The following is a 24,642-nucleotide window of genomic DNA, read 5'->3' on the forward strand; positions in this document are numbered from 1 at the left end:
GGCCTCAGGCCCTTGGCGGATGAGGTCTGGAGAGGGCAGAGCCCTCTCCACCGGCCCCCCGGCGAAACGCTGATCAGATGATGCGCAGGCGCCCCAGCAGCCAGCCGAAGCCCACGGCGATGGCGGCAGCGGTCAGCGGCTGGTCGCGGATGTAGTCCTCCAGCTGGCCGATCTGGTTCTGCACTTCGCCCTTCACCTGGTTCTGCTTGCCCTGCGCCTGGGTGCGGCTGTCGCCGATGAGGCTACCGATGCCTTCCTGCACGTCGCCCGCAGCAGACTTGCCGGCGCCGATGATGCGATCGCTGTCCATGCTCTCTCTCCTCGTTTGATCCATGGGGCCGCGGCGCCCTGCGGCCCGCGGGGGTGCAAACGTGGCGAAGGGGCGTGGGTTGAGGGACGCCGTGATTCACAGCCCGCGGGACGGCCGAAGTCTGGCCGCGTCAGCCGCCGGCCGGATCCGCCACCGTGATCGCCGGCCCCGCCGCCTCGATGATCGCGCCGGCCTCCAGCAGGATGTCCTCCCGGTAGCGCCCACCGACGAGCTGCACGCCGAGCGGCGCCGGGCCCGAGAGGTCCGTCGTCACCGTCAGCCCCGGCAGGCTCATCAGCGGCAGCCCGACCTGGGTCAGCAGCGCCTCGATCACCCGGTCGAAGGCCTCGGGCGATTCGAGGTCCAGCAGGTCCGGGAAAGGTGGCTCGGCCGAGACGGGCATGATCGCGACGGGATAGCGCTCGAGGAACAGGTTCCACTGCCGGCAGAACCCGGCCCGAGCCTGCAGGGCGTCCTGGAAGGCGTCGAAGTCGGGCGCGGGGCAGAGCCGCTCCATCTGCGCGAAAACGAAATTCGCGTCCGGGTCGTCCTCCCGCAGCAGCGCCTGCTTCATCCCCCGCCGACTCTCGGCCAGCCAGAGCATGGCCTGCATCCGCCCGGGCTCGCGCAGCGGCGGCACCGGCGTCTCGGCCACCGTCCAGCCCGCGTCCTGCAGCCGCCGCCCGGCATCGCGCAGCGCGGCCTCCACCTCGGGCGTCGTCGCCATCCCCTCTGGCCGCACGCAGAGCGCGGCGCGCTTGGGAAAGGCCGGTCCCTCCAGCGGCGCCGGCACCCACCAGGGGTCGCGCGCGTCCGGCGCCGCCATGGCGCGCAGCGAGAGGCGGATATCGGCGATGCTGCGCGCGATCGGCCCGGAAACCGCCATCAGCTGCGCCCCGATCGCGCGCTCCACGCCGGCTGGGTTCCAGGCCGGCACGCGCCCGATGGTGGGCCGCAGCCCGTGCACGCCGCAGGCATAGGCCGGATAGCGCACGGAGCCGCCGATATCCGTCCCCTGCCCGATCGCCCCGATCCCCGCCGCAACCGCTGCCGCAGCCCCGCCGGAGGAGCCGCCCGGCGTCAGCGCGGGGTTGCGCGGGTTGCGCGTGTGCCCGTGCAGGGAATTGCGCGTGAACCAGTGCAGCGAGAAGGCCGGCGTGTTGGTCCGCCCGACGAAGACCGCCCCCGCGCGCCGCAGGTTGGCCACCACCGGGTTGTCGTCGGGGGCGATCAGATCCTTCTGGATGCGCAGCCCGTTGGTGGTGGCGAAGCCCTTCTGGTCCACGTTCACCTTGGTGGTGACGGGCACGCCGGCCAGCGGACCCGGGTCCTCCCCGCGGGCGATCGCGGCATCCACCGCGCGGGCGGAAGCGAGCGCCTCCTCCGGCATGAACTGCACGACGGCGTTGATGGCGGGGTTGGCGGCCTCAATCCGCGCCAGCGCGTCGCGCGCCACCTCCTCCGCCGAAACCTCGCGCGCGCGAACCCGCGCCGCGATCTCGCTCGCCGTCAGGCGCCAGTGCTCGGTCATGCTCTCTCCGCGGAAGGGTGGCGCAGTTCAGCGCGGAGACGTGGGGTTGTGCAATGCGGGCTGCCGATTGCGCCGGTGGCCCCAGGAGGAGGCGCCGCCTCCCTGGGATGACCAGCGCCGCCGCCAAAAACGCGGATCACCCCCCGCCGAACCGCGGCGGCCGCTTCTCCAAAAACGCCGCCCGTCCCTCGCGGTGATCGGCCGAGAGGAACAGCGTCGTCTGGTAGTGCCGCTCCACCTCCAGCGCCGCGTCCAGCCCGGCCGAGAGCATCGCCTTGGTCAGCGCCATCGGCGCCGGCGCCTGCTCGGCCAGGAAGCGCGCCCGCTCCATCGCGACGGGCAGGGCCTGGGCGCGGTGCACCACGTCGTCCACGAGGCCGATCCGCTCGGCCTCGGCCGCCGTCATCTGCTCGTGCAGCATCAGGATGCGCCGCGCGCGCCCCGCGCCCACACGCGCCGGCAGGGTGAAGGGCAGGCCGAGATCGGCCATCAGCCCCACCTTGCCGAAGCCCGCCATGAAGCGCGCGTCCTCCGCCGCGACGATGAGATCGCAGGCGCAGGCGAGCGAGAGGCCAGCGCCGACGCACCAGCCCTCCACCGCCGCCACCACGGGCTTGCTGCCCGCCGCCAGCAGCCGGATGGCCCGGTGCGCCCGCCGCAGCCGCTCCCTCCCGCCCAGCGCGTCCGCCACATCCATGGAGGAGAGGTCGCCGCCCGAGCAGAAGACACCGGCCGCCCCCGTCACGACGATGGAGCGGACGGAGGCATCGCCCTCCGCCACCTCCAGCACGTCCGCCATGCGGTCGCGCAGGGGCGTTGCCAGCGCGTTGCGCCGCGCGGGGTAGTCGAGCGTGAGGACGAGCACCCCGCCCTCCCGCATCTCGTGCAGCGCCATGCCCACGGGCAACGAGGCGGGCAGCGCGGCCGCCATGCTCACGCCACTGCCTCGCGCGCGTCCGTCAGCGGCGCGGCCGTGACGGAGCGCAGGTGCTCCATCGTCACCTCCGGCGCCAGGTCGCGCACGGCGAAGCCCGCCTCGGTCACGTCCAGCACGGCGAGGTTGGTATAGACGCGCGTCACCGCCCGCATCGCCGTCAGCGGATAGGAGCACCGCTCGACGAGCTTCGGCCGCCCGTCCTTCGTCGTGTGCTCCATCATCACCCAGACGCGCTTGGCGCCCGCCGCCAAGTCCATCGCGCCGCCGACGGCCGGCGCGCTGTCGTTCTCGCTCGTCGCCCAGTTCGCGATGTCGCCGTTGGAGGCCACCTCGAAGGCGCCGAGCACGCAAAGGTCGATATGCCCGCCGCGGATCATCGCGAAGCTGTCGGCATGGTGGAAATACGATCCGCCCGGATGCAGCGTCACCGGCTGCTTGCCCGCGTTGATCAGCCAGGCATCCTCCTGCCCCTTCTCCGGCGCCGGGCCCATGCCGAGGATGCCGTTCTCGGAGTGCAGCACCACCTCGCGGCCTTGCGGGATGTAGTCGGCGATCAGGGTCGGCATGCCGATCCCGAGGTTGCAGTACCAGCCCTCAGGGATATCGACCGCCACGCGGCCTGCCATCTGGGTGCGGGACCAGGGTTGCATGGGTGTGCTCCTCTTCAGGCCCAGGGCGCGCCGCGGCGCACGTTGACGACACGGTTGACGAAGATGCCCGGCGTCACCACGCGCTCGCCCTCGATCTCGCCGAGCTCGACGATGTTCTGCGCCTGCACGATGGTCAGCTTCGCCGCCATCGCCATCACCGGGTTGAAGTTCCGCCCGCTGCGGCGATAGGTAAGGTTACCCCAGCGATCCGCCTCCCAGGCCTCCACCAGCGCGACATCGCCTGGCAGCGCCAGCTCCATCACATGCGGGCGGCCGTTGAACTCGCGCGTCTCTTTGCCGTGCGCGAGCTTCGTGCCGGCGGCCGTTGGCGTGAAGAAGGCCGGAACCCCCGCGCCCGCCGCCCGCATCCGCTCGGCCAGCGTGCCCTGCGGCACGATCTCCAGCTCCAGCCTGCCCGCCTTGTACAGCTCCTCGAAGACGACCGATCCCGCGCTGCGCGGGAAGGAGCAGATGATCTTTCGCACCCGCCCGAGTTCCATCAGCCGCGCGAGGCCGGTGCGGCCCGAGCCCGCGTTGTTGGCCACGACCGTCAGGTCCTTCGCGCCCTGCTCGATCAGCCCGTCGATGAGGTCGTCGGGCTGCCCCGCGGCGCCGAAGCCGCCGATCAGCACCGTGCTGCCGTCGCGCACGCCCTCCATCGCGGCCGCCATGTCGCGGACGATCTTATCGATCACGTCTGTCCCTCTCCCGAACGCATATAGGGGGCGATCTGCCCGTAAGGCGTCAGCGCCGCAATAACCCCCATCTCGCCGCGCGCCAGCGCGCGCCCGGCCTCCAGCGCGGCGCCATAGGCCGCGCGCGCGATGGCCCCGCCGACACTCACCCGCCGCACGCCGAGCGCCGCCAGGCGGGCCAGCGGCACCGCCCCGCCGCGCGGCCCGATGAGCACGTTCACCGGCCTCGGCGCCACTGCCCGCACCACGGCGCGGATCGCCGCCTCGTCCGGAAGTCCCGGCGCGTAGAGGCAATCGGCTCCCGCCTCCGCGAAGGCCGCCAGCCGCCGGATCGTGTCGTCCAGGTCCGGCCGCCCGTGCAGGAAGTTCTCCGCCCGCGCCGTCAGCACGAAGGGGTGCGGCGCCGCGCGCGCCGCCCGCACGCCCGCCGCCACCCGCGCCACCGCCGCCTCGAAGCCGTGGATGGGCGAGGCCGGATCCGCCGTCGTGTCCTCGATCGTGCAGCCGCAGAGCCCGGCCTCGATCGCCGCCGTTACCGTCGCCGCCACATCCTCCGGCGAGGGTCCGAACCCGTCCTCCAGATCCGCCGAGACCGGCAGGTCCACCGCCCCGACCAGCGTCCGCGCATTCTCCAGCGCCTCCGCGCGCGACACCGCCGCCTCGCCGTCCCGCCGCCCCAGCATGAAGGCGAGCCCCGCCGAGGTCGTCGCCACCGCCTGAAAGCCCAGCCCCGCCATGATCTGCGCGCTTCCCGCGTCCCAGGCATTCGGCAGCGCGAAGCAGCCCTCCGCGTGCAGCGCCCGGAACCGCTCGGCGCGCTCGCCGATCACGCCGCCATCTCCCCCGTGCGGTCGTTTGTAAAGCCGTGCAGCCGCATCGGCGCCGGCGCCATCCCGTGCAGCGCGCGCAGCAGGTTCGCCGCCAGCCAGGCATCCTCCAGTGCACCGTGCAGCGCCGTTTCGCGCGACAGCCCACAGGCGGCCGAGGCATGTGCCAGCCCTGAGCGCTCCCCCGGCCGGTGCCGGCGCCAGGCGAGCATGGTGCAGAACTCCCCGCTCCAGGGCCGCGCCATCTCCAGCCGGTCGAACTCGCCGCCGAGCATCCGCCGGTCGAAGGCGAGGTTGTGCGCGCAGCCCACCGCGCCGCCGAAGAACGCCGCGACCTCCTCCGCATGCGCCGCGAAGGACGCCTGCCGCGCGAGATAGGCGTCGGACAGCCCGTGCACCCGGTAGGCGCCGAAGTGGCAGCGCATCCCCGGCGCGAAAACGAGGTGCAGCGTCGCCTCCGGCTCCAGCCCCGCATCCAGCCGCACGGCGCCCAGCGAGACCACCCGGTCCTCCCGCGTGCAGCCGGTGGTCTCGGTGTCGAAGACAATAACGGGGCGGCCGGGGATCACGCGGCGGGGGGGCTCCTGCATGGCGGCGAAGGTGCTCCCGGGGAGGGGTGAGGGCAAGGTTTGCCCATTTTGCGCCGGCGGCTCCAGGAGGAGGCGGAGCCTCACCCGGGGCCACCAGCACCGTCACCCTCACCCCAGCTCGATCACCGCATCTGCCGCGAAGGCGCCCTGCCCCTCCGGCAGCACCAGCACCGGGTTCACGTCCACCGAAACGAGCCGATCCCCCGCCGCCACGGCAAAGCCCGACAGCGCCGAAAGCGCCCGCGCCAGCGCCGGCACATCCGCCCGCGGCCGCCCCCGTGCGCCGTCCAGCAGCGGGAAGCCGCGCAGCGAGCGGATCATCGCCTCCGCCTCCGCCAGGTCCACCGGGCAGCGCCGCAGGGCCACGTCGCGCAGCACCTCGATGAAGACACCGCCCAGGCCCACCATGACGACGGGGCCGAAGACCGGGTCGCGCGCGATGCCCAGCGCCACCTCCACCGCGCCATTCACTTGCCGCGCGACGAGGATGCCCGTCACCCGCGCGCCCGGCGCGCGCTCAGCGGCGTTCGCCATCAGCGTGGCGTATCCGGCCCGCACCGCCGCCTCGTCCGCCACGCCCAGCAGCACGCCGCCGATCTCGGACTTGTGGAGGATGTCCGGCGAAAGGATCTTCATCACCACGGGGAAGCCGATGCGACGCGCAGCCTCCACGGCCGCCTCCGCGCTCTCGACCGCCACCTCCGGCACCGCGGGCACCCCGCCCGCCTCGAGCAGCCGCTTCGCCTCGGCCTCGTCAGGCGCGCCGTCCGGCAGCGACACGGCGGGCAGCGGCACCGGGGCGTGCGGCGGGCGGGCGAAGGCCGCCCCAAACCGTCCCTGCGCCGCCAGCGCCACCACCGCGCGGGAGGGGTCCTCGAAGACGAGATACCCGTCCGCCTCGTATTCCCGCACCCGCTCCGGCGGCGCCAGCACGCTCAGCACCCAGAGCCGGTCCGGGTGATTGGCCTTCACGGCATTTAGTTCCGCCCGCAGCTTTGTCGCCAGCGAGGGCGAGGCCCCGACCTGTGTGAAGAAGGCGATGAGGCTCGTGTAGCCGCCGTCCTCCACCATCCCCCGCGCGAAGGCGCCGATGAGGGACATGTCGTTGAAGACCTGCGCCGTGCAGTCCACGGGGTTGGCGGGGTTGCAGAAGGGGATCAGCGCCCGCAGCCGCGCCTGGGCCTCCTCGGGCATCGAGGGCATGGCCAGGCCCTGCTCCTCCGCCACGTCGGAGATCATCACCCCCGCCCCGCCCGAGATGGACACCACGCCGAGCGTGTTCGCCACGGGGTAGATGCGCGGCGTCGCGGCATAGGCGACGTCCAGCAGCTCCTCCGTGTTGCGGGCGCGATGAACCCCGAACTCCTCCAGCACCACCCCCGTCACCGCATCATCGCCGGCGATGCTCGCCGTGTGGGAGCGCGCGGCATGGGCGCCGAGGGCGGAGCGCCCCACCTTCATCATGACCACCGGCTTCTTCGCCCTTCGCGCCGCCTCCAGCGCCGCCAGGAAGCGCGGCCCCTCCCGCACGCCTTCCGAGTAGGCGGCGATCACCTCGATCCCGTCGTCCTCGGCCATCCAGCCGATCACGTCGCCCAGCGTCACCTCGGCCTCGTTGCCGGTGGTCACCAGCACGGGCGTCGCGATGCCCCGGTTGCGGGCGGCGCCGAACAGGTGCGTGCCATAGGCGCCGGACTGGCTGGCGATACCGACCCGCCCGCGCCCGGCCAGCGGCTCCGCCGGCCAGCCATTCTCGAAGGAGGAGGTGAAGATCGGGAAATAGCCGAGCGGCGCGTTGAACAGCCCGAGGCAGTTCGGCCCCAGCAGCCGCATGCCGTGCCCGCGCGCAATGGAGACCAGCCGCGCCTGCGCCTCCCGCCCGGCCTCGTCCACCTCGGCGTAGCCGGCGGTGAAGACGATGGCCGCCGGGCAGCCGCGCCGCCCCAACGCATCCACCGCCGCCTCGGCCAGCGCGCCCGGCACGGCCACGATCGCCGCGTCCGGCACCCCCGGCAGGGCGTCCACGTCCGGGAAGGCCGGCAGGCCCTGCACACGCTCCCGCTTCGGGTTCACCGGCCAGACCGGCCCCGCGAAGCCGCGCGCGATCATGTAGGAGAGAGGTCGTCCGCCGATCCGCGTCGGCTCGTCCGAGGCGCCGATGACCGCCACGCTCCGCGGCGCCATCATCGGGGCCAGGGAGGAAAAGCCGGGGGAAAGATCCCGCACCGCACCCGCACCCGTCCCGCCATTCACCATCCGGCGCCCCTCCCGTTTCCAGCCCTTATCCGGGGGGGAAGCTGCCCCCGGCGCGGGGGCGCGGCAAGCCTCGGCCGGGGCTCAGCCCTCGGGCGGCGACTCCGTCCCTCCCTCGTCGTCCTCCTCGTCGCCGTAGTCGATCTCCGCGCCGCCCACGACCGCCAGACAATCGGCATAGGTCGAGAGGATCCAGTCGCGGTCGTGGCTCTCCTTGTCCTTCGTCGCGTCCATGATGATCTGCAGCAGGGCGAGGGCCACGGCGGGCTCGCTGCCTCCATCGATCTCTATCTTCGGCATATCGGCCATGGCGGGCTCCCTTCGCGCGGCGTCGCGAGACCGTCATTCCAGGTCCCGGCCCTTCTACGCACCGGAGCGCTGCCGGATGCGGGCGGGTGGCACGCATCACGGGGAGTTGGGGGACCAAGAAGATGCAAGTTGTTCTCAACTGCATTGCGACGGCGCGGCAGCTGGGCTAAGAGGCGCCGCCGGCCGCGGGTTAACGCCCGCCCGGCCCGGGCCTTATCCTGCCCGGCGACGCGCCGGCCCGCGGGCCGCAGTCCCCTCCCGGACGACGGCCCGGGCACGGGGCGAGAAACGAGGGACCACCGCCCATGAACCCCGCCAGCGCCGGCCACGACCTCTCGCCGCTCGCCCTCTTCCTGCAGGCTGACCCGGTGGTGAAGGGGGTGATGCTCCTCCTCCTGCTGGCCTCCATCGCCTGCTGGGGGATCATCATCGAGAAGATGGCCGCCACCCGCCGCCTGCGCGCCGAGGCACGCCGCCTCGCCGAGGCCGCATCTGGCGGCGCCGCGCCCGACTCCGGCCTCGCCGCCGAGGCGATCCGCGCCGGCACCCGCGAGTGGGAGGAGGGACGCGATCCCGCCGAGAGCCGCGGCGAGTACCGCCAGCGCATCGAGGCCGCCCTGCGCGCCCCCTTTGCCGCCGCCCTGCGAGCCGCCGAGCCGGGCCTGCCGCTGCTCGCCACCATCGGCGCCGTCGGCCCCTTCGTCGGCCTCTTCGGCACGGTCTGGGGCATCATGAACTCCTTCTCCGGCATCGCGGCCAGCGGCGACACGAGCCTCGCCGTGGTGGCGCCGGGCATCGCCGAGGCCCTCTTCGCCACCGCGATCGGCCTCGTCACCGCCATCCCGGCGGTCATGGCCTACAACCGCTTCACCGTGTCCCTCGCCCGCATCCGCCAGGCAGGCAACGCGGCCAGCGCTACCCTCGCCTCCGCCATGGCGCGCCACCCGGCCGCGCCTGCCTCCCGGGAGATGCTGCGGGAGGTTCCGCGCGAGCCGACGCCGCTCAGGGCCGGCGCTGCCCAGGCCGCGGAGTAGCGCCCGATGGCCATGTCCCTCGGCGGCGGCCGCGACGACGACGACGACGAGGACGCCCTGCCCATGGCTGACATGAACGTCACGCCACTGGTGGACGTCATGCTCGTCCTGCTCATCGTCTTCATGGTGGCGGCGCCGCTCATGACTGTCGGCGTGCCCGTGAACCTGCCCCGCAGCGCGGCCGCCCGTGCCGCGTCCTCCACGCCACCGCTGGTGCTGACGGTCGCCCCCGGCAACCGCCTCTTCCTCGGTGAGGAGCCCGTCACCGAGGAGGAGTTGACCGCCCGCCTCCAGGTGCGGCGCGAGGCCGACCCGGAGGCGCCCGTCCACGTCCGCGGCGACCGCAGCGTGCCCTATGGCGACGTGCTCCGCGTCATGGGCCGCGTCTCGCGCGCCGGCATCGCCCGCGTGTCCCTTATCGCCGAGGCCGAACCCGCCTCCCCCGCCCCGGGCCGCTGAGCGCCGCCGCCGCATGGACAGCCTCCTCGCCGAGCGCCCGCGCGCGGCCACGCCGGCCGCGTCCCCACCGCCCCTGCCCGCCGGCCCGGAGGCCGCCCCGCCCGCTCCCGGCGCGCGCCGCCTCCTGCGGCCCCTGGCCTGGGGCGTTTCGGCGCTGTTGCATCTCGGCGCCCTCGTTCTCGTCCTCTCCTACGAGCCCCCGCCGGCCGCCACGCTGATCGAGGTGGAGATGGCGCCGGAGGAGTCGGCCGAACCGGCCTCCGAAGCCCCGCCACCCGAACCAACCCCCGAACCCGCCGCCGCCGAGCCGACGCCGCCCGCACCGGCCGCCGAGCCGGTAGCGCCTGAGCCACCGCCGCCGGAGACGCCGCCAGAACCCGCGCCCCCGCCCGAGCCACCTCCGCCCAACCCCCCTCCGCCCGAACCCGCTCCGCCGGAACCGGCAGTGGTCCCGCCGCCGCCCGTTCAGGAAGCCCCGCCCCCGGTCGAGCCGCCGCCCGCTGAGCCGCCCGTGGAAGCCCCCATGGAGGCTGCGGACCTGCCGCCGCCCCTGCCCGCGCCGCCGCCTCCGCCGCCCCCTGCGCAGCCGCCGCCGCGCCCGCGTCCGGCCGCGCCCCCGCGCCCGGTCCAGGCCGCGGCCCCGCAGCCGCCTCGCGCCGAGGCCGTGCCGCAGGCCTCCTCAGCCCCGCCCCAGGCAGCGCCCGCCGCCCCGGCGCCGGCCCGCGCCAGCATCTCGCCCAGCTATGCCGGCCTCATCCAGCAGGCCCTGGCCCGCGTGCAGCGCTACCCGGCCAGCGCCCGGTCACGCCGGTCTGAAGGCGTGGCCACGGTGCGCTTCACGATCCGCCGCGACGGCTCGGTGGCCGCGGCGCGCCTCGCCCGCACCTCCGGCGACCCCGACCTGGACACCGAAGCCGAGGCCATGCCCACCCGCGTGAGCAGCTTCCCTCCGCTGCCCGCCGATTGGCCGGAAGCCACGATGGAACTGACCGTGCCTATCCGCTTCAGCCTACGCTGAGGCACTCTACGCCCTCTGGAGAGGGCGCTGCCCTCTCCAGACCTCGCCCGCCAAGGGCCTGAGGCCCTTGGATCCCCCCTGGCTGTCGCGGAACCTTCCCCAACGTACCGTCGCCTCGGACCATCGGCCCGAGGCGCACCAACCACGCGGTATCCCCAACAAGCAGAAAAGGATGAGCGGGGTCGGAAGGAGAGAATTCATTCTCTCCCCCGGAGCCGTCAGCGCCACCCCCTCAGCTCGGCTCCGTCGCCGCCCGCCCATCCCCGCAGAGCCGCCGCACATCTGCCAGCAGCGCCGCGCCGTCCCAGGCGGCCGCGCCCTCCAGCCGTGCGCGCTCACGGCCCAGCCGGTCGATCAGCACGGTCGTCGGCAGCCCCCGCGCGCCCAGCGCCCGCGTCGCGGCCGAGTTGGGGTCGAGCCAGACGCCGAGGTTCCGCACCCCGGCCTTGGCATAGAATCCCTCCACCACCGGCCGCCCCCCGCGATCGGAGGAGGCGGGGATCACCAGGATGTCCTCCGCGGCCAGCGCGGCCGCGAGCCGGTCCAGCGCCGGCATCTCCTCCACGCAGGGCGGGCACCAGGTGGCCCAGAGGTTCAGCACCAGCCCCTTGCCCGCGAAGGAGGGCACCTCCCGCCGCACCCCGTCGGGGTCGGTCAGCGCGAAGGCCGGCAACGGCTTCGGCCCGTCCTCGCGCAGCGTGCCCGCCGGCTGCGCCCGTGCTGGACGCGGCAGGAGGCCCGCGCCTAGTGTCCCGCCCGCCAGGAAGCCCGCCGCGAGGGCCATTTGGCCCCGACGCCCATACGTCTTCACCCGAGAGACCTCCTCACCCGTGCCCGACGATCACGCCCAGCCTGACAACAAACCGAACACTGCCAACGCCGCATGGGGCGGCCGCTACGCCGCCGGCCCCTCGGCCATCATGCAGGCGATCAACGCCTCCATCGGCTTCGACCGCAAGATGTGGCGCCAGGACATCCGCGGAAGCCTCGCCCACGCCGCCATGCTCGCACATGTGGGCATCATCTCCACCGAGGACGAGGCCGCGATCCGCGACGGCCTCTCCGCCATCGGCGCCGAGATCGAGGCGGGCAGCTTCCCCTTCAGCGAGGCGCTGGAGGACATCCACATGAACATTGAGGCCCGCCTGACCGAGCGCATCGGTGAGGCCGGCAAGCGCCTGCACACCGCGCGCAGCCGCAACGACCAGGTGGCGCTCGATGTCCGCCTCTGGACCCGCGACGCCATCGACGGCCTCGACGCCCAGATCGCCGACGTGATGCGGGCACTCGCCGAGCGCGCGGCCGAGCACGCCGGTACGGTGATGCCTGGCTTCACCCACCTCCAGCCCGCCCAGCCCACCACCTTTGGCCACCACCTGCTCGCCTACGTGGAAATGCTCTCCCGCGACCGCGGCCGCCTCGCCGACTGCCGCGCTCGCCTGAACGAGAGCCCCCTCGGCGCCGCCGCCCTCTGCGGCACGGGCTTCCCGATCGACCGCCACATGACCGCCGAGGCACTGGGCTTCGACCGCCCAACGCGCAACAGCCTCGACTCCGTCGCCTCCCGCGACTTCGCGCTCGAGTTCCTCTCGGCCGCCGCCATCTGCGCCACCCACCTCTCGCGCTTCGCGGAGGAGGTGGTGATCTGGACCAACCCCTACTTCAACTTCATCAAGCTCTCGGACGCCTTCACCACCGGCTCCTCCATCATGCCGCAGAAGCGCAACCCGGACGCCGCCGAGCTGGTCCGCGCAAAGCCCGGCCGCATCAACGGCGCGCTGATCGGCCTGCTGACGGTGATGAAGGGCCTGCCGCTGACCTACGGAAAGGATATGCAGGAGGACAAGGAGGGCATCTTCGACGCCGCCGAGAACCTTGCCCTGGCGCTGGCCGCTACCGCCGGCATGGTGCGGGACATGCAGCCCGTCGTCGGCCGCCTGCACGATGCCGCCGGCGCCGGCTTCTCCACCGCCACCGACCTCGCGGACTGGCTGGTGCGCGAACTGAAGCTTCCCTTCCGCGACGCCCACCACGTCACCGGCCGCCTCGTCGCGAAGGCCGAGAGCATGGGCGTGGACCTCGCGGGCCTGACCATCACCGAGATGCAGGCCGTCGAGCCCCGCATCACCGAAGGCGTCTTTGGCGTTCTCTCCGTCGCCGCCTCCGTTCGCTCCCGCACCTCCCACGGCGGCACGGCACCGGGTAATGTTGCGGCCATGGCGAAGGAATGGTTGGAGCGCCTCGCATGACCTCCACGATCGCGGCCCGCGCCCTGGTCGCCCTCGCGGCCCTCCTCGCCCTGCCCGCCTGCGGCCGCGTCGGCCCCGTTCGCGCCAAGGGGCCGCAGAGCGAGATCGTCTATCCCCGCGCCTACCCCTATACCCCACCCGCCCGCGCGGTGGCCCCCGAGGCCCCGCCCGCCGGCGCACCCGCCAGCACCGGCGAGCTGCCGCTGGAACGGCCGGGGCTGACGCGCTAGCCCGTGCGCTTCCTCGGCATTGCCCTGATGGCCGCGGGCGCCCTCGGCGTCGTCGCCACCTTCGTCCTCGCGGCCTCGGGGGATACGACCGGCGCAGGCCGCACCGCGGGCGCGGCCTCCTCGGCCTTCATCCTCGGGCTGGTGCTCTACCGCCGCTGACGGCGCTCGCGGATGCTGGGGAGAGGAAGTAAAGAATTCTTCCTCTCCCCAGCCCCCTCGCCATCGTCTTTTTCTTACAGTTGGAAATGCCTTACGGCCGGTGCGCCTCGGGTCGCTGTCCCGAGGCGACTGCACGCGCAGGAAGGACACCAAGAGAGAACCGGCTCTCGATCACCGCATCTGCGAAGCCAGATGGGGATCCAAGGGCCTCAGGCCCTTGGCGGGTGAGGTTTGGAGAGGGCAGCGCCCTCTCCAGCAGCCACCGGAGCGATCAGCCCCCGCCGCCCTTGAGCGCCGCCAGTTCCTGCCGCAGCCGCGCCACTTCGTCGCGCAGCGCCTCCAACTCGTCTCCTGGCGTTGCCGCGCCGGAGGTGCCGTTCGCGCGCGGGAAGGGCGTGAAGAGGCTCATCGCGCGTTCCAGCATCGCCAAGTTCTGCTTCCCCATCTCCTCGAAGGAGGAGAAGGCGTTGAACCCGCCCATGGCGGAGCCCACGGCGTCCTGGGCCGCGCGGCGCATGCCTTCCTGCTGTCGCGCGAAGGTGCCCATGGTCGCTTCGAGGTAGCGCGGCACGACTGATTGCAGGCTGTCGCCGTAGAGGCCGATGAGCTGGCGCAGGAAGGGGATCGGCAGCAGGTTCTGCCCCTTGCTCTCCTCCTCCACGATGATCTGCGTGAGCACGGAGCGGGTGATGTCCTCCCCCGTCTTCGCGTCGCTGACCGTGAAGTCCCGCTTCTGCCGCACCATCCCCGCGAGGTCCTCCAGCGTGACGTAGGAGGAGGTCTCGGTGTTGTAGAGGCGCCGGTTGGCGTATTTCTTTACCACCACGGGCTGGCGCGGCGGTGTCTCGGATGCCGCGTCCTGCGGAGCGGCGGGTTGGGCCATGGTCCGGTCTTCCTCACCCGGGTGGCGCCGGGTCGCTCCTGTACCCGGGATCGGCGTGCCGCCTTGCCCCCGGGCCGGGAATCGCGATGCTAGACCGGCCGCGCCGCATTGCAAAAGCCGCCTTTCCCGGGGGGTGCCCAGGGCATTGCGGCCAGCCCTTGGCGGAAAGGGCACGGGCCGCACCGGGAGCGGGCAGGATGCCGGCCGCGGGATGCAGGTTGGGGAATGGCCGAGCGGGGGAGTGATGGAAGGGTCGGAAGAGGGGGCCCGGCACGGTGCGGAAGCGGGGGGCGCGGACGCGGCCGGCGCACCGGACCTCGCGCGCCTCGCCGCGGACTGGGTAGTCCTCTGGCAGGGCGAGATGGCGGCCATGGCGGCCGATCCGGCCCTCCTCGCGGCCTGCGCGTCCGCGGCGGCGGCCTGGGCACGCGCGCTCGCCGCCCCGCCTTTCCCGCCGAACCCCTGGGGAACGGCTTGGCCGGTCCCCTCCTGGCCCCTCGCGGGCCCGCTGCCCGCCTGGCCGCCGACGCCCTGGCCGGCCGAGGCCCGGCCGTCCGTCCCCGCCTGGCCCTGGCCGCCACCCTCTCCGCCGGAGCCGCCGCATGACGCCCCGCCGCGGGCCGCGCCCCCTGCCGGCCCACCTGACGCTGGCCCTGGGCCGGGCTTGGCTGGCCACGGCCTCGATCCCGCAGCCCCTCCCGACACCCCCGCTCTCGAGTCCCGGATCGAGGCCCTGGAGCGCGAGCTGGCCGGGCTTCGCGCCGCGCTCGCCGGAGGGGCGGGCGGAGCACCGGCGGATTCTCTCCGCCCTCGGCGCCGCTGACGGGGAGGGCTTCCGCGCCGCCGTCCTCCGCCACCTCCAGCACGAGGACGCCGCCTTTCTCCGCGGCATCCTCGCCTATCGCGACCACCCCTGGCGCCGCGACCTGCCCGCGCCCCCCAGCCTGTGGTCCGAAGGCCCCGCCCGCCTGCTCGACTACGGCGGGGAGGGACCGGCGACCCTCTTCGTCCCCTCCCTCGTCAACCGCGCGACCGTGCTCGACCTCATGCCCGGCCACTCCATGCTCCGCTGGCTGGCGGCGGCAGGTCTGCGCCCCCTCCTGCTGGACTGGGGCGAGCCCGGCTCGGCCGAGCACGGCTTCACCCTGACGGATTGGATCGCCGGCCGGCTGGAACGCGCCCTCGCTGTTGCCGCGCGCGCCGCGGGCGGCCCGATCGTCCTCGCCGGCTACTGCATGGGCGGGCTGCTGACCCTGGCCGCGGCCCTGCGCCGCCCCGAGCTGGTCCGCGCCCTCGTCCTCCTCGCCACGCCCTGGGACTTCCACGCGGGCGGCGTGGCCGACCGAGCCCGCGCCGCCGCCAACCTCCTGCCCCTGCTCGAGCCGGTGATGGCCGCGACCGGTGGCCTGCCGGTGGATGCCCTGCAACTCCTCTTCGCCGGGCTCGACCCCTTCGGCATTGCCCGGAAGTTCCGCGCCTTCGGCCGGCTCGACCCCGCCTCCCCCCGCGCCGCGCATTTCGTCGCGCTGGAGGACTGGCTGAACGACGGCGTGCCCCTTCCCGCCCCTGTCGCCCGCGAGTGCCTGGCCGGCTGGTACGGCCAGAACACCCCCATGGCCGGCACCTGGCGGGTGGCCGGCCGCCCGGTGGACCCCGCGGGCTGGGCCGGGCCGGCCTTTCTCGCCATCCCCCGTGGCGACCGCATCGTGCCCCCGGAAAGCGCGCGCGCCCTCGCCCATCGCCTCCCCGACCCCACCGTGCTCAGCATTCCCGCCGGCCATATCGGCATGGCCGCCGGCCTGCGCGCCGGAACCGCCCTCTGGCGCCCGCTGCGCGACTGGATCACGGCGCTTCCGCGCCCCACCTGAGAACCCGCCGGGCGGCGCCGGACCGCCCCGGGATTGCGCGCCCGCCCGGCCGCGCGCAGCATCGCGGCCAACCAGAACACCCCGCCAGGGACAGAAGAGGACCGCCACATGGACGACATCGTCATCGCCTCCGCCGCCCGCACGCCCGTCGGCAGCTTCAACGGCGCCTTCGCCAGCCTGCCTGCCCACCAGCTCGGCGCCATCGCGATCAAGGCCGCGATGGACCGCGCGAAGGTCTCCGCCGAGGAGGTGGAGGAGGTGATCCTCGGCCAGGTCCTCGGCGCCGCCGCCGGCCAGAATCCCGCCCGCCAGGCCGCCATCCTCGCGGGCATTCCGGTCGAGCGCACCGCCTTCGGGATCAACCAGCTCTGCGGCTCGGGCCTGCGCACGGTCGCGCTCGCCGCCCAGCAGATCGCGACCGGCGACGCGAAGGTCGTCATGGCCGGCGGCATGGAGAGCATGACCCAGGCGCCCCACGCCGCCCAGCTCCGCGCCGGGCAGAAGATGGGAGACCTCGCCATGGTCGACACCATGATCAAGGACGGCCTCTGGGACGCCTTCCACGGCTACCACATGGGCACGACTGCCGAGAACGTGGCCCAGAAGTTCCAGATCACGCGCGAGCAGCAGGACGAGTTCGCCGCCGCCTCCCAGCGCAAGGCGGGCGAGGCGATGAAGGCCGGCCGCTTCCGCGACGAGATCGCGCCCGTTACCGTGAAGGGCCGCAAGGGCGACACCGTCTTCGAGAACGACGAGTACCCGAAGCCCGAGACGACCCTCGAAGTGCTGCAGAAGCTCCGCCCCGCCTTCTCGAAGGAGGGCTCCGTTACCGCCGGCAACGCCTCCGGCATCAATGACGGCGCGGCCGCCATCCTGGTGATGAGCGGCGCCGAGGCCTCCCGCCGCGGCGTGACGCCCATGGCCCGCATCGTCTCCTGGGCCACCGCGGGCGTCGATCCCTCCATCATGGGCACCGGTCCCATCCCCGCCTCCCGCAAAGCTCTGGAAAAGGCCGGCTGGTCGATCAACGACCTCGATCTCATCGAGGCGAACGAGGCCTTCGCCGCCCAGGCCTGCGCGGTGAACAAGGACCTCGGCTGGGATCCGGCCAAGGTGAACGTCAACGGCGGCGCCATCGCGCTCGGCCACCCCATCGGCGCCTCGGGCGCGCGCGTCCTCACCACCCTGTTGTTCCAGATGGGGCGCCAGGGCGCGAAGAAGGGGCTGGCCACCCTCTGCATCGGCGGCGGCATGGGCGTGGCCATGTGCGTCGAGGCGGCCTGACCGAGGGGAGGGGTGCCCTGGGGGAGACCCGCTCTCCCCCTAGGCCTCCACTTTAAGCGCCCCAGGGGCGCGTTCCGCGTCGAGGGGCTGAAAAACTGCTGGAAATGGGGGCGGGAGGGGTGAATACCCTCCCCCTGATCCCGTCAAACACCCTGATCAGGCACGGCCACACCCCCATATGCCCGCCACCATGCCGAACTATGACGCTCTCCTCGGTGCCCATCTCGACGCTCTCCGCGCCGAGGGGCGTTACCGGCACTTCCTGACGCTGCACCGCCAGCCCGGCGCCTTCCCCGCCGCTCTCCGCGCGGACGGCTCGCCCGTCACCGTCTGGTGCAGCAACGACTACCTCGGCATGGGCCAGCACCCCGCCGTGCGCGAGGCGATGATCGCCGCCATCCGCGAGGACGGCGCCGGGGCCGGCGGCACCCGCAACATCTCCGGCACCGGCCGCCACCACGTGGCCCTGGAAGCCGAGTTGGCCGCCCTCCACGGCAAGGAAGCCGCCCTCGTCTTCACCTCCGGCTACGCCGCGAACGAGGCCGCGCTCTCCACCCTCGCCCGCCTGCTGCCGGGCTGCACCATCCTGTCGGACGCCGACAACCACGCCTCCATGATCGCGGGCATCCGCCACGGCGGCGGACCCAAGCGCATCTTCCGCCACAACGACCTCGCCCACCTGGCCGAGCTCCTGGCGGAACTGCCGCCCGAGGCACCGAAGATCGTCGCCTTCGAATCCGTCTACTCCATGGACGGCGACATCGCGCCCATCCGCGCCATCGCCGAGCTCGCCCGCGCCCACAACGCGCTCACCTATATCGACGAGGTCCATGCGGTCGGCCTCTACGGCCCCGGTGGAGCCGGCGTCGCGGCGTGGGACGGCGTGCAAATCGACGTGGTCGAGGGCACCCTCGGCAAGGCCTACGGCGTCGGCGGCGGCTACATCGCTGGCAGCGCGACGCTCGTGGACGCCATCCGCTCCTTCGCGCCGGGCTTCATCTTCTCCACCACCCTGGCCCCCGCCATCGCGGCCGGGGCGCTGGCCAGCGTCCGCCACCTCCGCGCCTCCGACGCCGAGCGCATGGCCCACCAGGAACGCGCCCGCGCCACCCGCACCGCCCTCCTCGCCCAGGGCCTGCCGGTGATGGAGAACCCGAGCCACATCGTGCCCGTCATGGTCGGCGAAGCCACCCTCTGCCGCGCCGCCAGCGACCTGCTCCTGGCCGAGCACGGCATCTACATCCAGCCGATCAACCACCCCACCGTACCCCGCGGCACCGAGCGCCTGCGCATCACGCCGACGCCGCTGCACGACGACGACGCCATCGCACACCTCGCGGGAGCCCTGGTCACGGTCTGGGACCGGCTCGGCCTCGCTCGGCGCAAGCTCGCGGCCTGATCAGGCCGGCGCGGATGACTCCGGGGAGAGAAAGACCTCTCTCCCCCGTACCCCCACTCATCTTTTTCTATCTGTTTGAAGGGTTGCGGGGCCGGTGCGCCTCGGGTCGTGGACCCGAGGCGACTGCGTGTTCAGGAAGTGCACCCAAAAAGAACCTGCTCCCATCATCGCATCCGCGACAGCCGGATGGGGGTCCAGGGGCCTCAAGCCCTTGGCAGGAGAGGTCTGGAGAGGGCAGAGCCCTCCCCAGAAATGCAAAGGGCCGGGGAACACCTTCCCCGGCCCTTTCGATTCGCTGGGCTGGTAACGCGCCCTCAGGCCGCCATGCGGCGCTGGGCGCGATCCTGAGCGAGGCAGGCGGCCGCTTCCGCCAGGTGTCCGGCCGCCTCTTCGGCGCCCAGTTCCAGGCAGCACCGCTCGAGGTGCTGCATCAAGCGGGTCAGCGCGGCCATGTCGCGGCCAGCCTCTTCCGGCCAGAGCACGGCGGCGATCGGGGTATCCATGGAGGAGCGGTCCTTGAGAGCCTGCGGCGCGGCGGAGGCTGCGGCGCCGTCGCACGAACGGCGGGCGTCCTACACCGTCCCGGGGTTGCAACGCCAGCGTCATCGCATGTGGGGCACCTATTGGGGCCGTAGCGGAAGAAATCGGGGTTGTGCAGTGCGATCTTTCCGGCCCTGCCCTTGAACCCCCCCGGTCACAGGCCCCAGCCTTGGAAGTGGGAGCCACACGTCCAGAAAGGTCCATACATGGCACGAATTGCACTCGTCACCGGGGGACAGCGCGGCATTGGTGCCGCGATCAGCGAGCATCTGCAGAAGGTCGGCCGCAAGGTCGTCGCCTCATACGCCGGCAACGAGGAGGCCGCCCGCGCCTTCACCGAGCGCACGGGCATCCCGACCTACAAGTTCGACGTCTCCGATTGGGACCAGTGCGCCGACGCCCTCAAGCGCATCGAGTCGGAGGTCGGCCCGGTCGAGGTGCTCGTGAACAACGCCGGCATCACGCGCGACAACACGATGAAGCGCATGGACCGTAAGATGTGGGACGACGTGATCGACACGAATCTCGGCTCCTGCTTCAACCTTTGCAAGCTCGTCTGGGACGGCATGACGGCGCGCAAGTTCGGCCGCATCGTCAACATCGGCTCGATCAACGGCCAGGCCGGCCAGTACGGCCAGGTGAACTACGCCGCCGCCAAATCGGGTATCCACGGCTTCACGAAGGCTCTTGCGCAGGAAGGTGCCCGCGTCGGTATCACGGTGAACGCCGTCGCCCCCGGCTACGTGGATACCGAGATGGTGCGCGCCGTGCCGGCCGACGTGCTCGAGAAGATCATCGCCCGCATCCCGCGCGGCCGCCTCGGCACGGCCGACGACATCGCCCGCGGCGTTGCCTTCCTCACCGCCGACGACGCCGACTTCATCACCGGCTCCACTCTCTCGATCAACGGCGGCCAGCACATGTACTGAGCCGGGACGGGGAAGCCCGGCGGCGTGCCATCCGTTACCTCCGTTCCAACGAAGGGAACGGAGGCACGCATGACGTCATCGAAGCACCCCCATGGCGGCCCAAACGAGGAAGGGCTGGGCGACGGCATCCCGCGCCCACCCTCGGACGACGAGCGAAACCCGGGCATTGGCTCCTCCAAGGGCGTCTACGGCCGCGGCACCGACCCGGCGGTCCTCCAGGCCGACAACACCGACGAGGGCGACATCGCCAACGACACCACGCCTGAGGGCGGGGTGGACCCGGACAATCGGGGCCGCACGAACAAGTAGCCGCGCGCGGCCGGGCGGGAGACACCCGCCCGGCCTGCCATGCCAGTTGCCGGCACGGGACCGCGCCAGGGGCCGAGGGGACCTCGACGGAGCGCGGTGACCCAGGAAGCGGCCGTCAGGCCTGGGCCGCCTCCGGCTGCCGGGCGAGATGGCGGATCGGCGACCCGAACAGCACCAGGAACTGAACAAGGAACCCGGCCGCAGACACCCAGAGAGGCGCCGCCACGCCCCAATGGGCGGCCAGCAGCGCGCCGATCGCCGCGCCGACCGGGCGCGCGCCGAAGCTTGCCGTCATCACGACCGCGGAGACCCGGCCCAGCATCCCGCCCGGCGTCACCGCCTGCCGCAGCGTCGTGGTGGTGATGGTCCAGAGGATCGGTCCCGCCCCGAAGAGGAAGAACGACACCCCCGCGAGGGTGCCCGAGCGAAGGCCGAGCGTGGCGAGCATGAGCAGGGAAGCCAGCAGCCCCGCCGCCGGCCCGATCGCGATCATGGCGCCGAAGGAGAGACGCTCCCCCAGCCAGCCGGCAAGCAGCGCGCCCGCCACCATGCCCGCGCCATAGGCGCCCAGCGTGGCGCCGACGCCCGCGGGGCTGAGGCCGAGCGAGGCCATGGCATAGGCCACGTATACCGCCTGCAGGACGAACCAGGCCGTGTTGAAGAAAACCGCCGTGACGAGCACCGGGCGCAGCAGGGGATGCGTCAGGACGAAGGCCGCCCCCTCCTTCATCTCCTGCAGCACGGCCCGCCGGGCCCCTCGGTTCGCGGAGGGTTCCGGCAGGCCGGCGAGAAGCGCGACGGCCAGCAGCGACAGCACCGTCGCCACCGCATAGGCCAAGGGTGCCCCCGTCCCGCCGACGATGAGGCCCCCGAGGGCGGGTCCGCCCGCGAAGGCGAGGCTGCGGGCCAGTTCCAGCCAGCGGTTGGCCGGGCCGAGGCCCGCGCGCGGGACCAGGGCCGGCACCAGAGCGGGCGCCGCGACGCTGTAGGCCACCGTGCCCACCGCGCCCAGGAAGCCGAGGCCGGCGAGAAGCGGCAGGTTCAGCACGCCCTCCACCAGCAGGACCAGCACCGCGGCTAGGGAGACGGCCCGCACGGCCTCCGCGGCCACCATCAGCCGCCGCCTTGAGGTCCGGTCCGCCAGGACGCCCGCGATCATCGAGAAGAGAAGGAAAGGCAGCGTCTGCGCTGTCTGGAGATAGCCCGTCTCGGCCGGCCCCGCGCCCAGCAGGAGAACGGCCGCGAGCGGCGCGGCCGCCAGCGCGAGTTGCTCGGAGAGCTGCGCCGAGAGGTTGGAGAAGGCCAGGCGACGGAAGGCGGGCGACAGGCGGTTCGCGATCGAGGGCACGGGCGGATCCCGGGATTGATCCCCGCAGCCTAGCCGCCGCCCGATCGGGCGCACTCCGCTTGTTGCCCCCGAATGTGAAGCCGGGTGGGGGGATGCGCTAGCGCAGCAGCACCGGCAGCAGCGCGTCCAGCCTCAGCCGCCCCTCGATCGTCGCGGCCAGCCGTCCGTCGGGCAGCCAGATGAGGTATCCCTCCTCCCGCAGCGCCTCGAGCATCGACGGATCCACCACCCTTTCGAAAGGCAGCCCGCTCCGCGCCGCGATCCGCGCGGGATCCACGCCCTCCGAGAGCCGCAGCCCCATCAGCATCGCCTCCCGTCCGCGATCGACGGCCGAGAGCGCCTCCTCCTCCACGCGGCCGTGCCCGTCGCGCTCCACGCGCTCGAGCCAAGCCTCCGGGCCCCGGTGCCGGCGCGCGGCCAGGATGTCGCCGCCTCGGGAGAGGCGCTGGTGCGCCCCGGCCCCGATGCCGAGGTAGTCGCCGTAGCGCCAGTAGGCGAGGTTGTGCCGGCTCTCCGCCCCCGGCTTGGCGTAGTTGCTGACCTCGTACGCGGCGAGCCCAAAACGCCCCGCCTCCTCCGCCGTCGCGGCGTAGAGCGCGGCCGCCTCGTCTCCCTCCGGCAGGTGGAAGGCCCCGCGCGCGTGCTCCGTCGCGAAGCGCGTCCCCGGCTCCACCGTCAGCTGGTAGAGCGAGAGGTGATCCGCCGCCAGCGCCAGCGCCCGGCGCAGCTCCGCTCGCCACTCGGCTTCGCCCTGCCCGGGGCGCGCGTAAATAAGGTCGAAGGAGAGCCGCGGGAAGGTCGCCCGCGCGTGCTCCAGCGCCGCCACCGCCTCCACCGCCGAGTGGTTGCGGCCGAGAAAGCCGAGAGAGGCCGCGTCCAGCGCCTGCACCCCCAGGGAGAGCCGGTTCACCCCCGCCGCACGGAACTCCCGCAACCGCCCGGCCTCCACGCTCGTTGGGTTCGCCTCCAGCGTCACCTCGAGGTCAGGGTCCGCCTCGAACAGCGCCCGTGCCCGCCCGATCAGCGCCGAGACGGCCTCGGGCGGCATGAGGGAGGGCGTGCCGCCCCCGAAGAAGATCGACCCCAGCCGCCTCCGCCCCGCCCGCTCTGCCTCGTGCTCCAGTTCCGCCAGCAGCGCCCGCCCGTGCCGCGCCGCGTCCACCGAGGGCCGCACATGGGAGTTGAAGTCGCAATAGGGGCATTTGGCCGCGCAGAAGGGCCAGTGGATGTAGAGCGCGAGCGGCTCCTCCACCGGATGAACCGGCGGGGCCGAGGCGATAAGGGGAGCGTCCTGCACGCCCCGGATATGGTCACGCAGGCCCGCCCGGGGAAAGATGCGCTGCCTGCAGGGCCACCCCGCCCGCCAGGATGGGAGTAGCCAAGCCCCCGCGCCGGGCGCAGAGAGGGGAACGTGCCGGACCAGCCCCTCCCCGCCTCCCGCAAGCAGGACCTCCCGGACGGGGACATCCCCGACGGCCTGCCGCCGGCCCGCCGCCGCGCCGCCTCCACCGCGGTCGCCATGGCCATCACCCTGTCGGTCATCGACGGCACCATCGCCAGCGCCGCCCTGCCCACCATCGCCCGCAGCTTCGGCGTCTCGGCCGCCGACGCGATCTGGGCCACCAACGCCTACCAGCTCGCCGTCACCATCTCACTCCTGCCCCTCGCGGCGCTCGGCGAGATCGTGGGCTACCGCCGCATCTATCTCAGCGGCCTCGTGGTCTTCACCATTGCCTCCCTCGCCTGCGCCCTCTCGGGCAGCTTCGAGGCGCTCGTCGCCTCCCGCGCCATCCAGGGCTTCGGCGCGGCGGGGCTGATGAGCGTGAACTCCGCCCTCGTGCGCTTCATCCAGCCGCGCGCGCTGCTCGGCCGCGGCCTCGGCTTCAACGCCATGGTCGTCTCCACCGCGGCCGCCGCCGGCCCGACCGCGGCGGGCCTCATCCTCAGCGTTGCCACCTGGCCCTGGATCTTCGCGATCAACCTGCCCTTCGGCCTGCTCACCCTGGTGATCGCCTGGCGCTCCCTGCCCGAGAGCCCGCGCGGGAAGCACCGCTTCGACGCCCTCTCGGCCGTTCTCTCCGCCGCCACCTTCGGCCTCCTCATCCTCGGCCTCGACGCCCTCGCCCATGGCGGCTCTGCCGCCTCCGCCCTGCCCCAGATCGCGGTGGGCCTCCTTGCCGGCGCCTGGCTCGTCCGCCGCCAGACGGGGAACCCGCGCCCCCTCCTGCCGCTCGACCTCCTGCGCATCCCGATCTTCTCACTCTCGATCGGCACCTCCCTCCTCTCCTTCATGGCGCAGATGCTCGCCTTCGCCTCCCTGCCCTTCCTCCTGCAGACCGGCTTCGGCTTCAGCGTCTTCGTGGCAGGGCTCCTCACCACGCCCTGGTTCATCTCCACCGCCGTCGCTGCTCCCCTCTCCAGCCGCCTGATGGAACGCGTGCCCGCTGGCCTTCTCGGCGGCATCGGCCTTGCCATGCTCTCGGGCGGCCTTGGCGCCATGGCCGTCCTGCCCGAGGCACCCCACCCCGCCGACATCGTCTGGCGCATGGCCCTCTGCGGCTTCGGCTTCGGCCTATTTCAGACGCCCAACAACCGAACCCTCGTCGGTGCCGCCCCGCCCGAACGCGCGGGCGGCGCCAGCGGCATGCTCGCCACCGCGCGCCTCGTCGGCCAGACCTCGGGCGCGGCCATGGTCGGCCTCGTCCTCGGCTGGATGCCCGGCATGCCTATCGGAGGGCCGAAGACAGCACTGGCGATCGGCTGCGGGCTGGCCATCCTCGGGGCGGCCGTCAGCCTGCTGCGTCTTCGGGCCCGGGGTTAGCTCTGGCAGC

The 24,642-nt window shown here is 73.1% G+C and carries 27 protein-coding genes; 13 read left to right on the forward strand and 14 right to left on the reverse strand.

All coding sequences use genetic code 11. The features are described from left to right. Positions 1-73: 73 nt before the first annotated feature. From D9599_RS11805 to D9599_RS11845, 9 genes are all read right to left on the reverse strand, one after another. Positions 74-310 (reverse strand): CsbD family protein, encoded by a 237-nt coding sequence (locus D9599_RS11805; RefSeq protein WP_198381432.1) that lies wholly within the window; start codon positions 308-310, stop codon positions 74-76. Between the two features lie 130 nt (positions 311-440). Beyond that, the gene (locus tag D9599_RS11810; protein ID WP_198381433.1) at positions 441-1,841 is read right to left on the reverse strand and encodes an amidase family protein; all 1,401 of its coding nucleotides are present in this window, start codon (positions 1,839-1,841) and stop codon (positions 441-443) included. 136 nt (positions 1,842-1,977) lie between these two features. Beyond that, positions 1,978-2,772: an enoyl-CoA hydratase/isomerase family protein gene (locus tag D9599_RS11815; protein WP_232480414.1), complete on the reverse strand. Its 795-nt coding sequence runs from the start codon at positions 2,770-2,772 to the stop codon at positions 1,978-1,980. A 2-nt stretch (positions 2,773-2,774) separates the two neighbouring features. Next, entirely contained in the window at positions 2,775-3,428 is a 654-nt protein-coding gene (locus tag D9599_RS11820) for a 3-oxoacid CoA-transferase subunit B (RefSeq protein ID WP_198381434.1), read from the reverse strand. Positions 3,429-3,442: 14 nt separating this feature from the next. Next, complete coding sequence (locus tag D9599_RS11825; RefSeq protein WP_198381435.1) at positions 3,443-4,123, reverse strand: 3-oxoacid CoA-transferase subunit A; 681 nt, start codon at positions 4,121-4,123, stop codon at positions 3,443-3,445. Beyond that, positions 4,120-4,953: an isocitrate lyase/phosphoenolpyruvate mutase family protein gene (locus D9599_RS11830; RefSeq protein ID WP_309228610.1), complete on the reverse strand. Its 834-nt coding sequence runs from the start codon at positions 4,951-4,953 to the stop codon at positions 4,120-4,122. The genes D9599_RS11825 and D9599_RS11830 overlap by 4 nt, the downstream gene beginning before the upstream one ends. After that, positions 4,950-5,540: a 3'-5' exonuclease gene (locus tag D9599_RS11835; RefSeq protein ID WP_198381436.1), complete on the reverse strand. Its 591-nt coding sequence runs from the start codon at positions 5,538-5,540 to the stop codon at positions 4,950-4,952. Before D9599_RS11835 ends, D9599_RS11830 begins: the two co-directional genes overlap by 4 nt. 108 nt (positions 5,541-5,648) lie before the next feature. Then, complete coding sequence (locus D9599_RS11840) at positions 5,649-7,796, reverse strand: acetate--CoA ligase family protein (RefSeq protein ID WP_198381437.1); 2,148 nt, start codon at positions 7,794-7,796, stop codon at positions 5,649-5,651. Between the two features lie 81 nt (positions 7,797-7,877). Next, positions 7,878-8,102, reverse strand: a complete 225-nt coding sequence (locus D9599_RS11845; protein ID WP_198381438.1) for a hypothetical protein — start codon at positions 8,100-8,102, stop codon at positions 7,878-7,880. A gap of 305 nt (positions 8,103-8,407) precedes the next feature. Here D9599_RS11845 and D9599_RS11850 point away from each other — a divergent pair, with 305 nt between their 5' ends. Genes D9599_RS11850 through D9599_RS32135 form a run of 3 tightly spaced genes read left to right on the forward strand, consistent with a single transcriptional unit; the run spans position 8,408 to position 10,613 of the window. Continuing rightward, a complete protein-coding gene (locus tag D9599_RS11850; protein ID WP_198381439.1) occupies positions 8,408-9,136 on the forward strand; it encodes a MotA/TolQ/ExbB proton channel family protein in 729 nt (242 codons plus the stop codon). 6 nt (positions 9,137-9,142) lie between these two features. Continuing rightward, positions 9,143-9,595 (forward strand): biopolymer transporter ExbD, encoded by a 453-nt coding sequence (locus tag D9599_RS11855; RefSeq protein ID WP_198381440.1) that lies wholly within the window; start codon positions 9,143-9,145, stop codon positions 9,593-9,595. Positions 9,596-9,608: 13 nt separating this feature from the next. Further along, the gene (locus D9599_RS32135; RefSeq protein ID WP_198381441.1) at positions 9,609-10,613 is read left to right on the forward strand and encodes an energy transducer TonB; all 1,005 of its coding nucleotides are present in this window, start codon (positions 9,609-9,611) and stop codon (positions 10,611-10,613) included. Positions 10,614-10,845: 232 nt separating this feature from the next. Here D9599_RS32135 and D9599_RS11865 read toward each other — a convergent pair whose 3' ends face one another. Further along, positions 10,846-11,424: a TlpA disulfide reductase family protein gene (locus D9599_RS11865; protein ID WP_309228611.1), complete on the reverse strand. Its 579-nt coding sequence runs from the start codon at positions 11,422-11,424 to the stop codon at positions 10,846-10,848. A gap of 109 nt (positions 11,425-11,533) precedes the next feature. Between D9599_RS11865 and argH the strand changes: the two genes are divergently transcribed. Genes argH through D9599_RS11880 form a run of 3 tightly spaced genes read left to right on the forward strand, consistent with a single transcriptional unit; the run spans position 11,534 to position 13,251 of the window. Next, a complete protein-coding gene (argH, locus tag D9599_RS11870; RefSeq protein ID WP_232480418.1) occupies positions 11,534-12,862 on the forward strand; it encodes an argininosuccinate lyase in 1,329 nt (442 codons plus the stop codon). Continuing rightward, complete coding sequence (locus D9599_RS11875) at positions 12,859-13,092, forward strand: hypothetical protein (protein WP_198381467.1); 234 nt, start codon at positions 12,859-12,861, stop codon at positions 13,090-13,092. Before argH ends, D9599_RS11875 begins: the two co-directional genes overlap by 4 nt. Positions 13,093-13,095: 3 nt before the next feature. Then, on the forward strand, positions 13,096-13,251 hold the full coding sequence (locus tag D9599_RS11880; protein WP_198381443.1) for a hypothetical protein: 156 nt from the start codon (positions 13,096-13,098) through the stop codon (positions 13,249-13,251). A gap of 271 nt (positions 13,252-13,522) precedes the next feature. Here the strand turns inward: D9599_RS11880 and phaR are convergent, their stop codons facing one another. Next, positions 13,523-14,134 carry a polyhydroxyalkanoate synthesis repressor PhaR gene (gene phaR, locus D9599_RS11885; RefSeq protein ID WP_198381444.1) on the reverse strand — a complete coding sequence of 204 codons (612 nt, stop codon included), beginning with the start codon at positions 14,132-14,134 and terminating at the stop codon, positions 13,523-13,525. A gap of 474 nt (positions 14,135-14,608) precedes the next feature. Between phaR and D9599_RS31945 the strand changes: the two genes are divergently transcribed. The 4 genes from D9599_RS31945 (at position 14,609) to hemA (ending at position 18,685) form a co-directional block, all read left to right on the forward strand. Further along, positions 14,609-14,740, forward strand: coding sequence for a hypothetical protein (locus tag D9599_RS31945; protein ID WP_255531569.1), 132 nt, complete (start codon positions 14,609-14,611; stop codon positions 14,738-14,740). Then, positions 14,737-16,002 (forward strand): alpha/beta fold hydrolase, encoded by a 1,266-nt coding sequence (locus D9599_RS11890; protein WP_198381445.1) that lies wholly within the window; start codon positions 14,737-14,739, stop codon positions 16,000-16,002. The genes D9599_RS31945 and D9599_RS11890 overlap by 4 nt, the downstream gene beginning before the upstream one ends. A gap of 108 nt (positions 16,003-16,110) precedes the next feature. After that, positions 16,111-17,286, forward strand: a complete 1,176-nt coding sequence (locus tag D9599_RS11895) for an acetyl-CoA C-acetyltransferase (RefSeq protein ID WP_198381446.1) — start codon at positions 16,111-16,113, stop codon at positions 17,284-17,286. 178 nt (positions 17,287-17,464) lie between these two features. Then, positions 17,465-18,685 (forward strand): 5-aminolevulinate synthase, encoded by a 1,221-nt coding sequence (hemA, locus tag D9599_RS11900; RefSeq protein ID WP_232480394.1) that lies wholly within the window; start codon positions 17,465-17,467, stop codon positions 18,683-18,685. Between the two features lie 314 nt (positions 18,686-18,999). On the opposite strand, the gene D9599_RS11905 is transcribed toward hemA, so the two are convergent. Next, entirely contained in the window at positions 19,000-19,188 is a 189-nt protein-coding gene (locus D9599_RS11905) for a hypothetical protein (protein ID WP_043832660.1), read from the reverse strand. 243 nt (positions 19,189-19,431) lie between these two features. Here D9599_RS11905 and phbB point away from each other — a divergent pair, with 243 nt between their 5' ends. Both phbB and D9599_RS11915 read left to right on the forward strand, forming a co-directional pair. Beyond that, positions 19,432-20,154, forward strand: coding sequence for an acetoacetyl-CoA reductase (gene phbB, locus D9599_RS11910; RefSeq protein WP_043832658.1), 723 nt, complete (start codon positions 19,432-19,434; stop codon positions 20,152-20,154). A gap of 69 nt (positions 20,155-20,223) precedes the next feature. Continuing rightward, positions 20,224-20,463, forward strand: a complete 240-nt coding sequence (locus D9599_RS11915) for a hypothetical protein (RefSeq protein WP_198381447.1) — start codon at positions 20,224-20,226, stop codon at positions 20,461-20,463. Positions 20,464-20,578: 115 nt separating this feature from the next. On the opposite strand, the gene D9599_RS11920 is transcribed toward D9599_RS11915, so the two are convergent. Together D9599_RS11920 and hemW are read right to left on the reverse strand one after the other, a co-directional pair. Then, complete coding sequence (locus D9599_RS11920; RefSeq protein WP_309228612.1) at positions 20,579-21,811, reverse strand: MFS transporter; 1,233 nt, start codon at positions 21,809-21,811, stop codon at positions 20,579-20,581. Between the two features lie 97 nt (positions 21,812-21,908). Then, complete coding sequence (gene hemW / locus D9599_RS11925) at positions 21,909-23,063, reverse strand: radical SAM family heme chaperone HemW (protein ID WP_198381465.1); 1,155 nt, start codon at positions 23,061-23,063, stop codon at positions 21,909-21,911. 159 nt (positions 23,064-23,222) lie between these two features. On the opposite strand from hemW, the gene D9599_RS11930 reads away from it, so the two are divergent. Beyond that, positions 23,223-24,632 carry an MFS transporter gene (locus D9599_RS11930; RefSeq protein WP_309228613.1) on the forward strand — a complete coding sequence of 470 codons (1,410 nt, stop codon included), beginning with the start codon at positions 23,223-23,225 and terminating at the stop codon, positions 24,630-24,632. The last annotated feature ends 10 nt before the right edge of the window (positions 24,633-24,642 follow it).

This window comes from Roseomonas sp. KE2513 (assembly GCF_016107305.1).
In the GTDB taxonomy this organism is placed as follows: domain Bacteria; phylum Pseudomonadota; class Alphaproteobacteria; order Acetobacterales; family Acetobacteraceae; genus Roseomonas.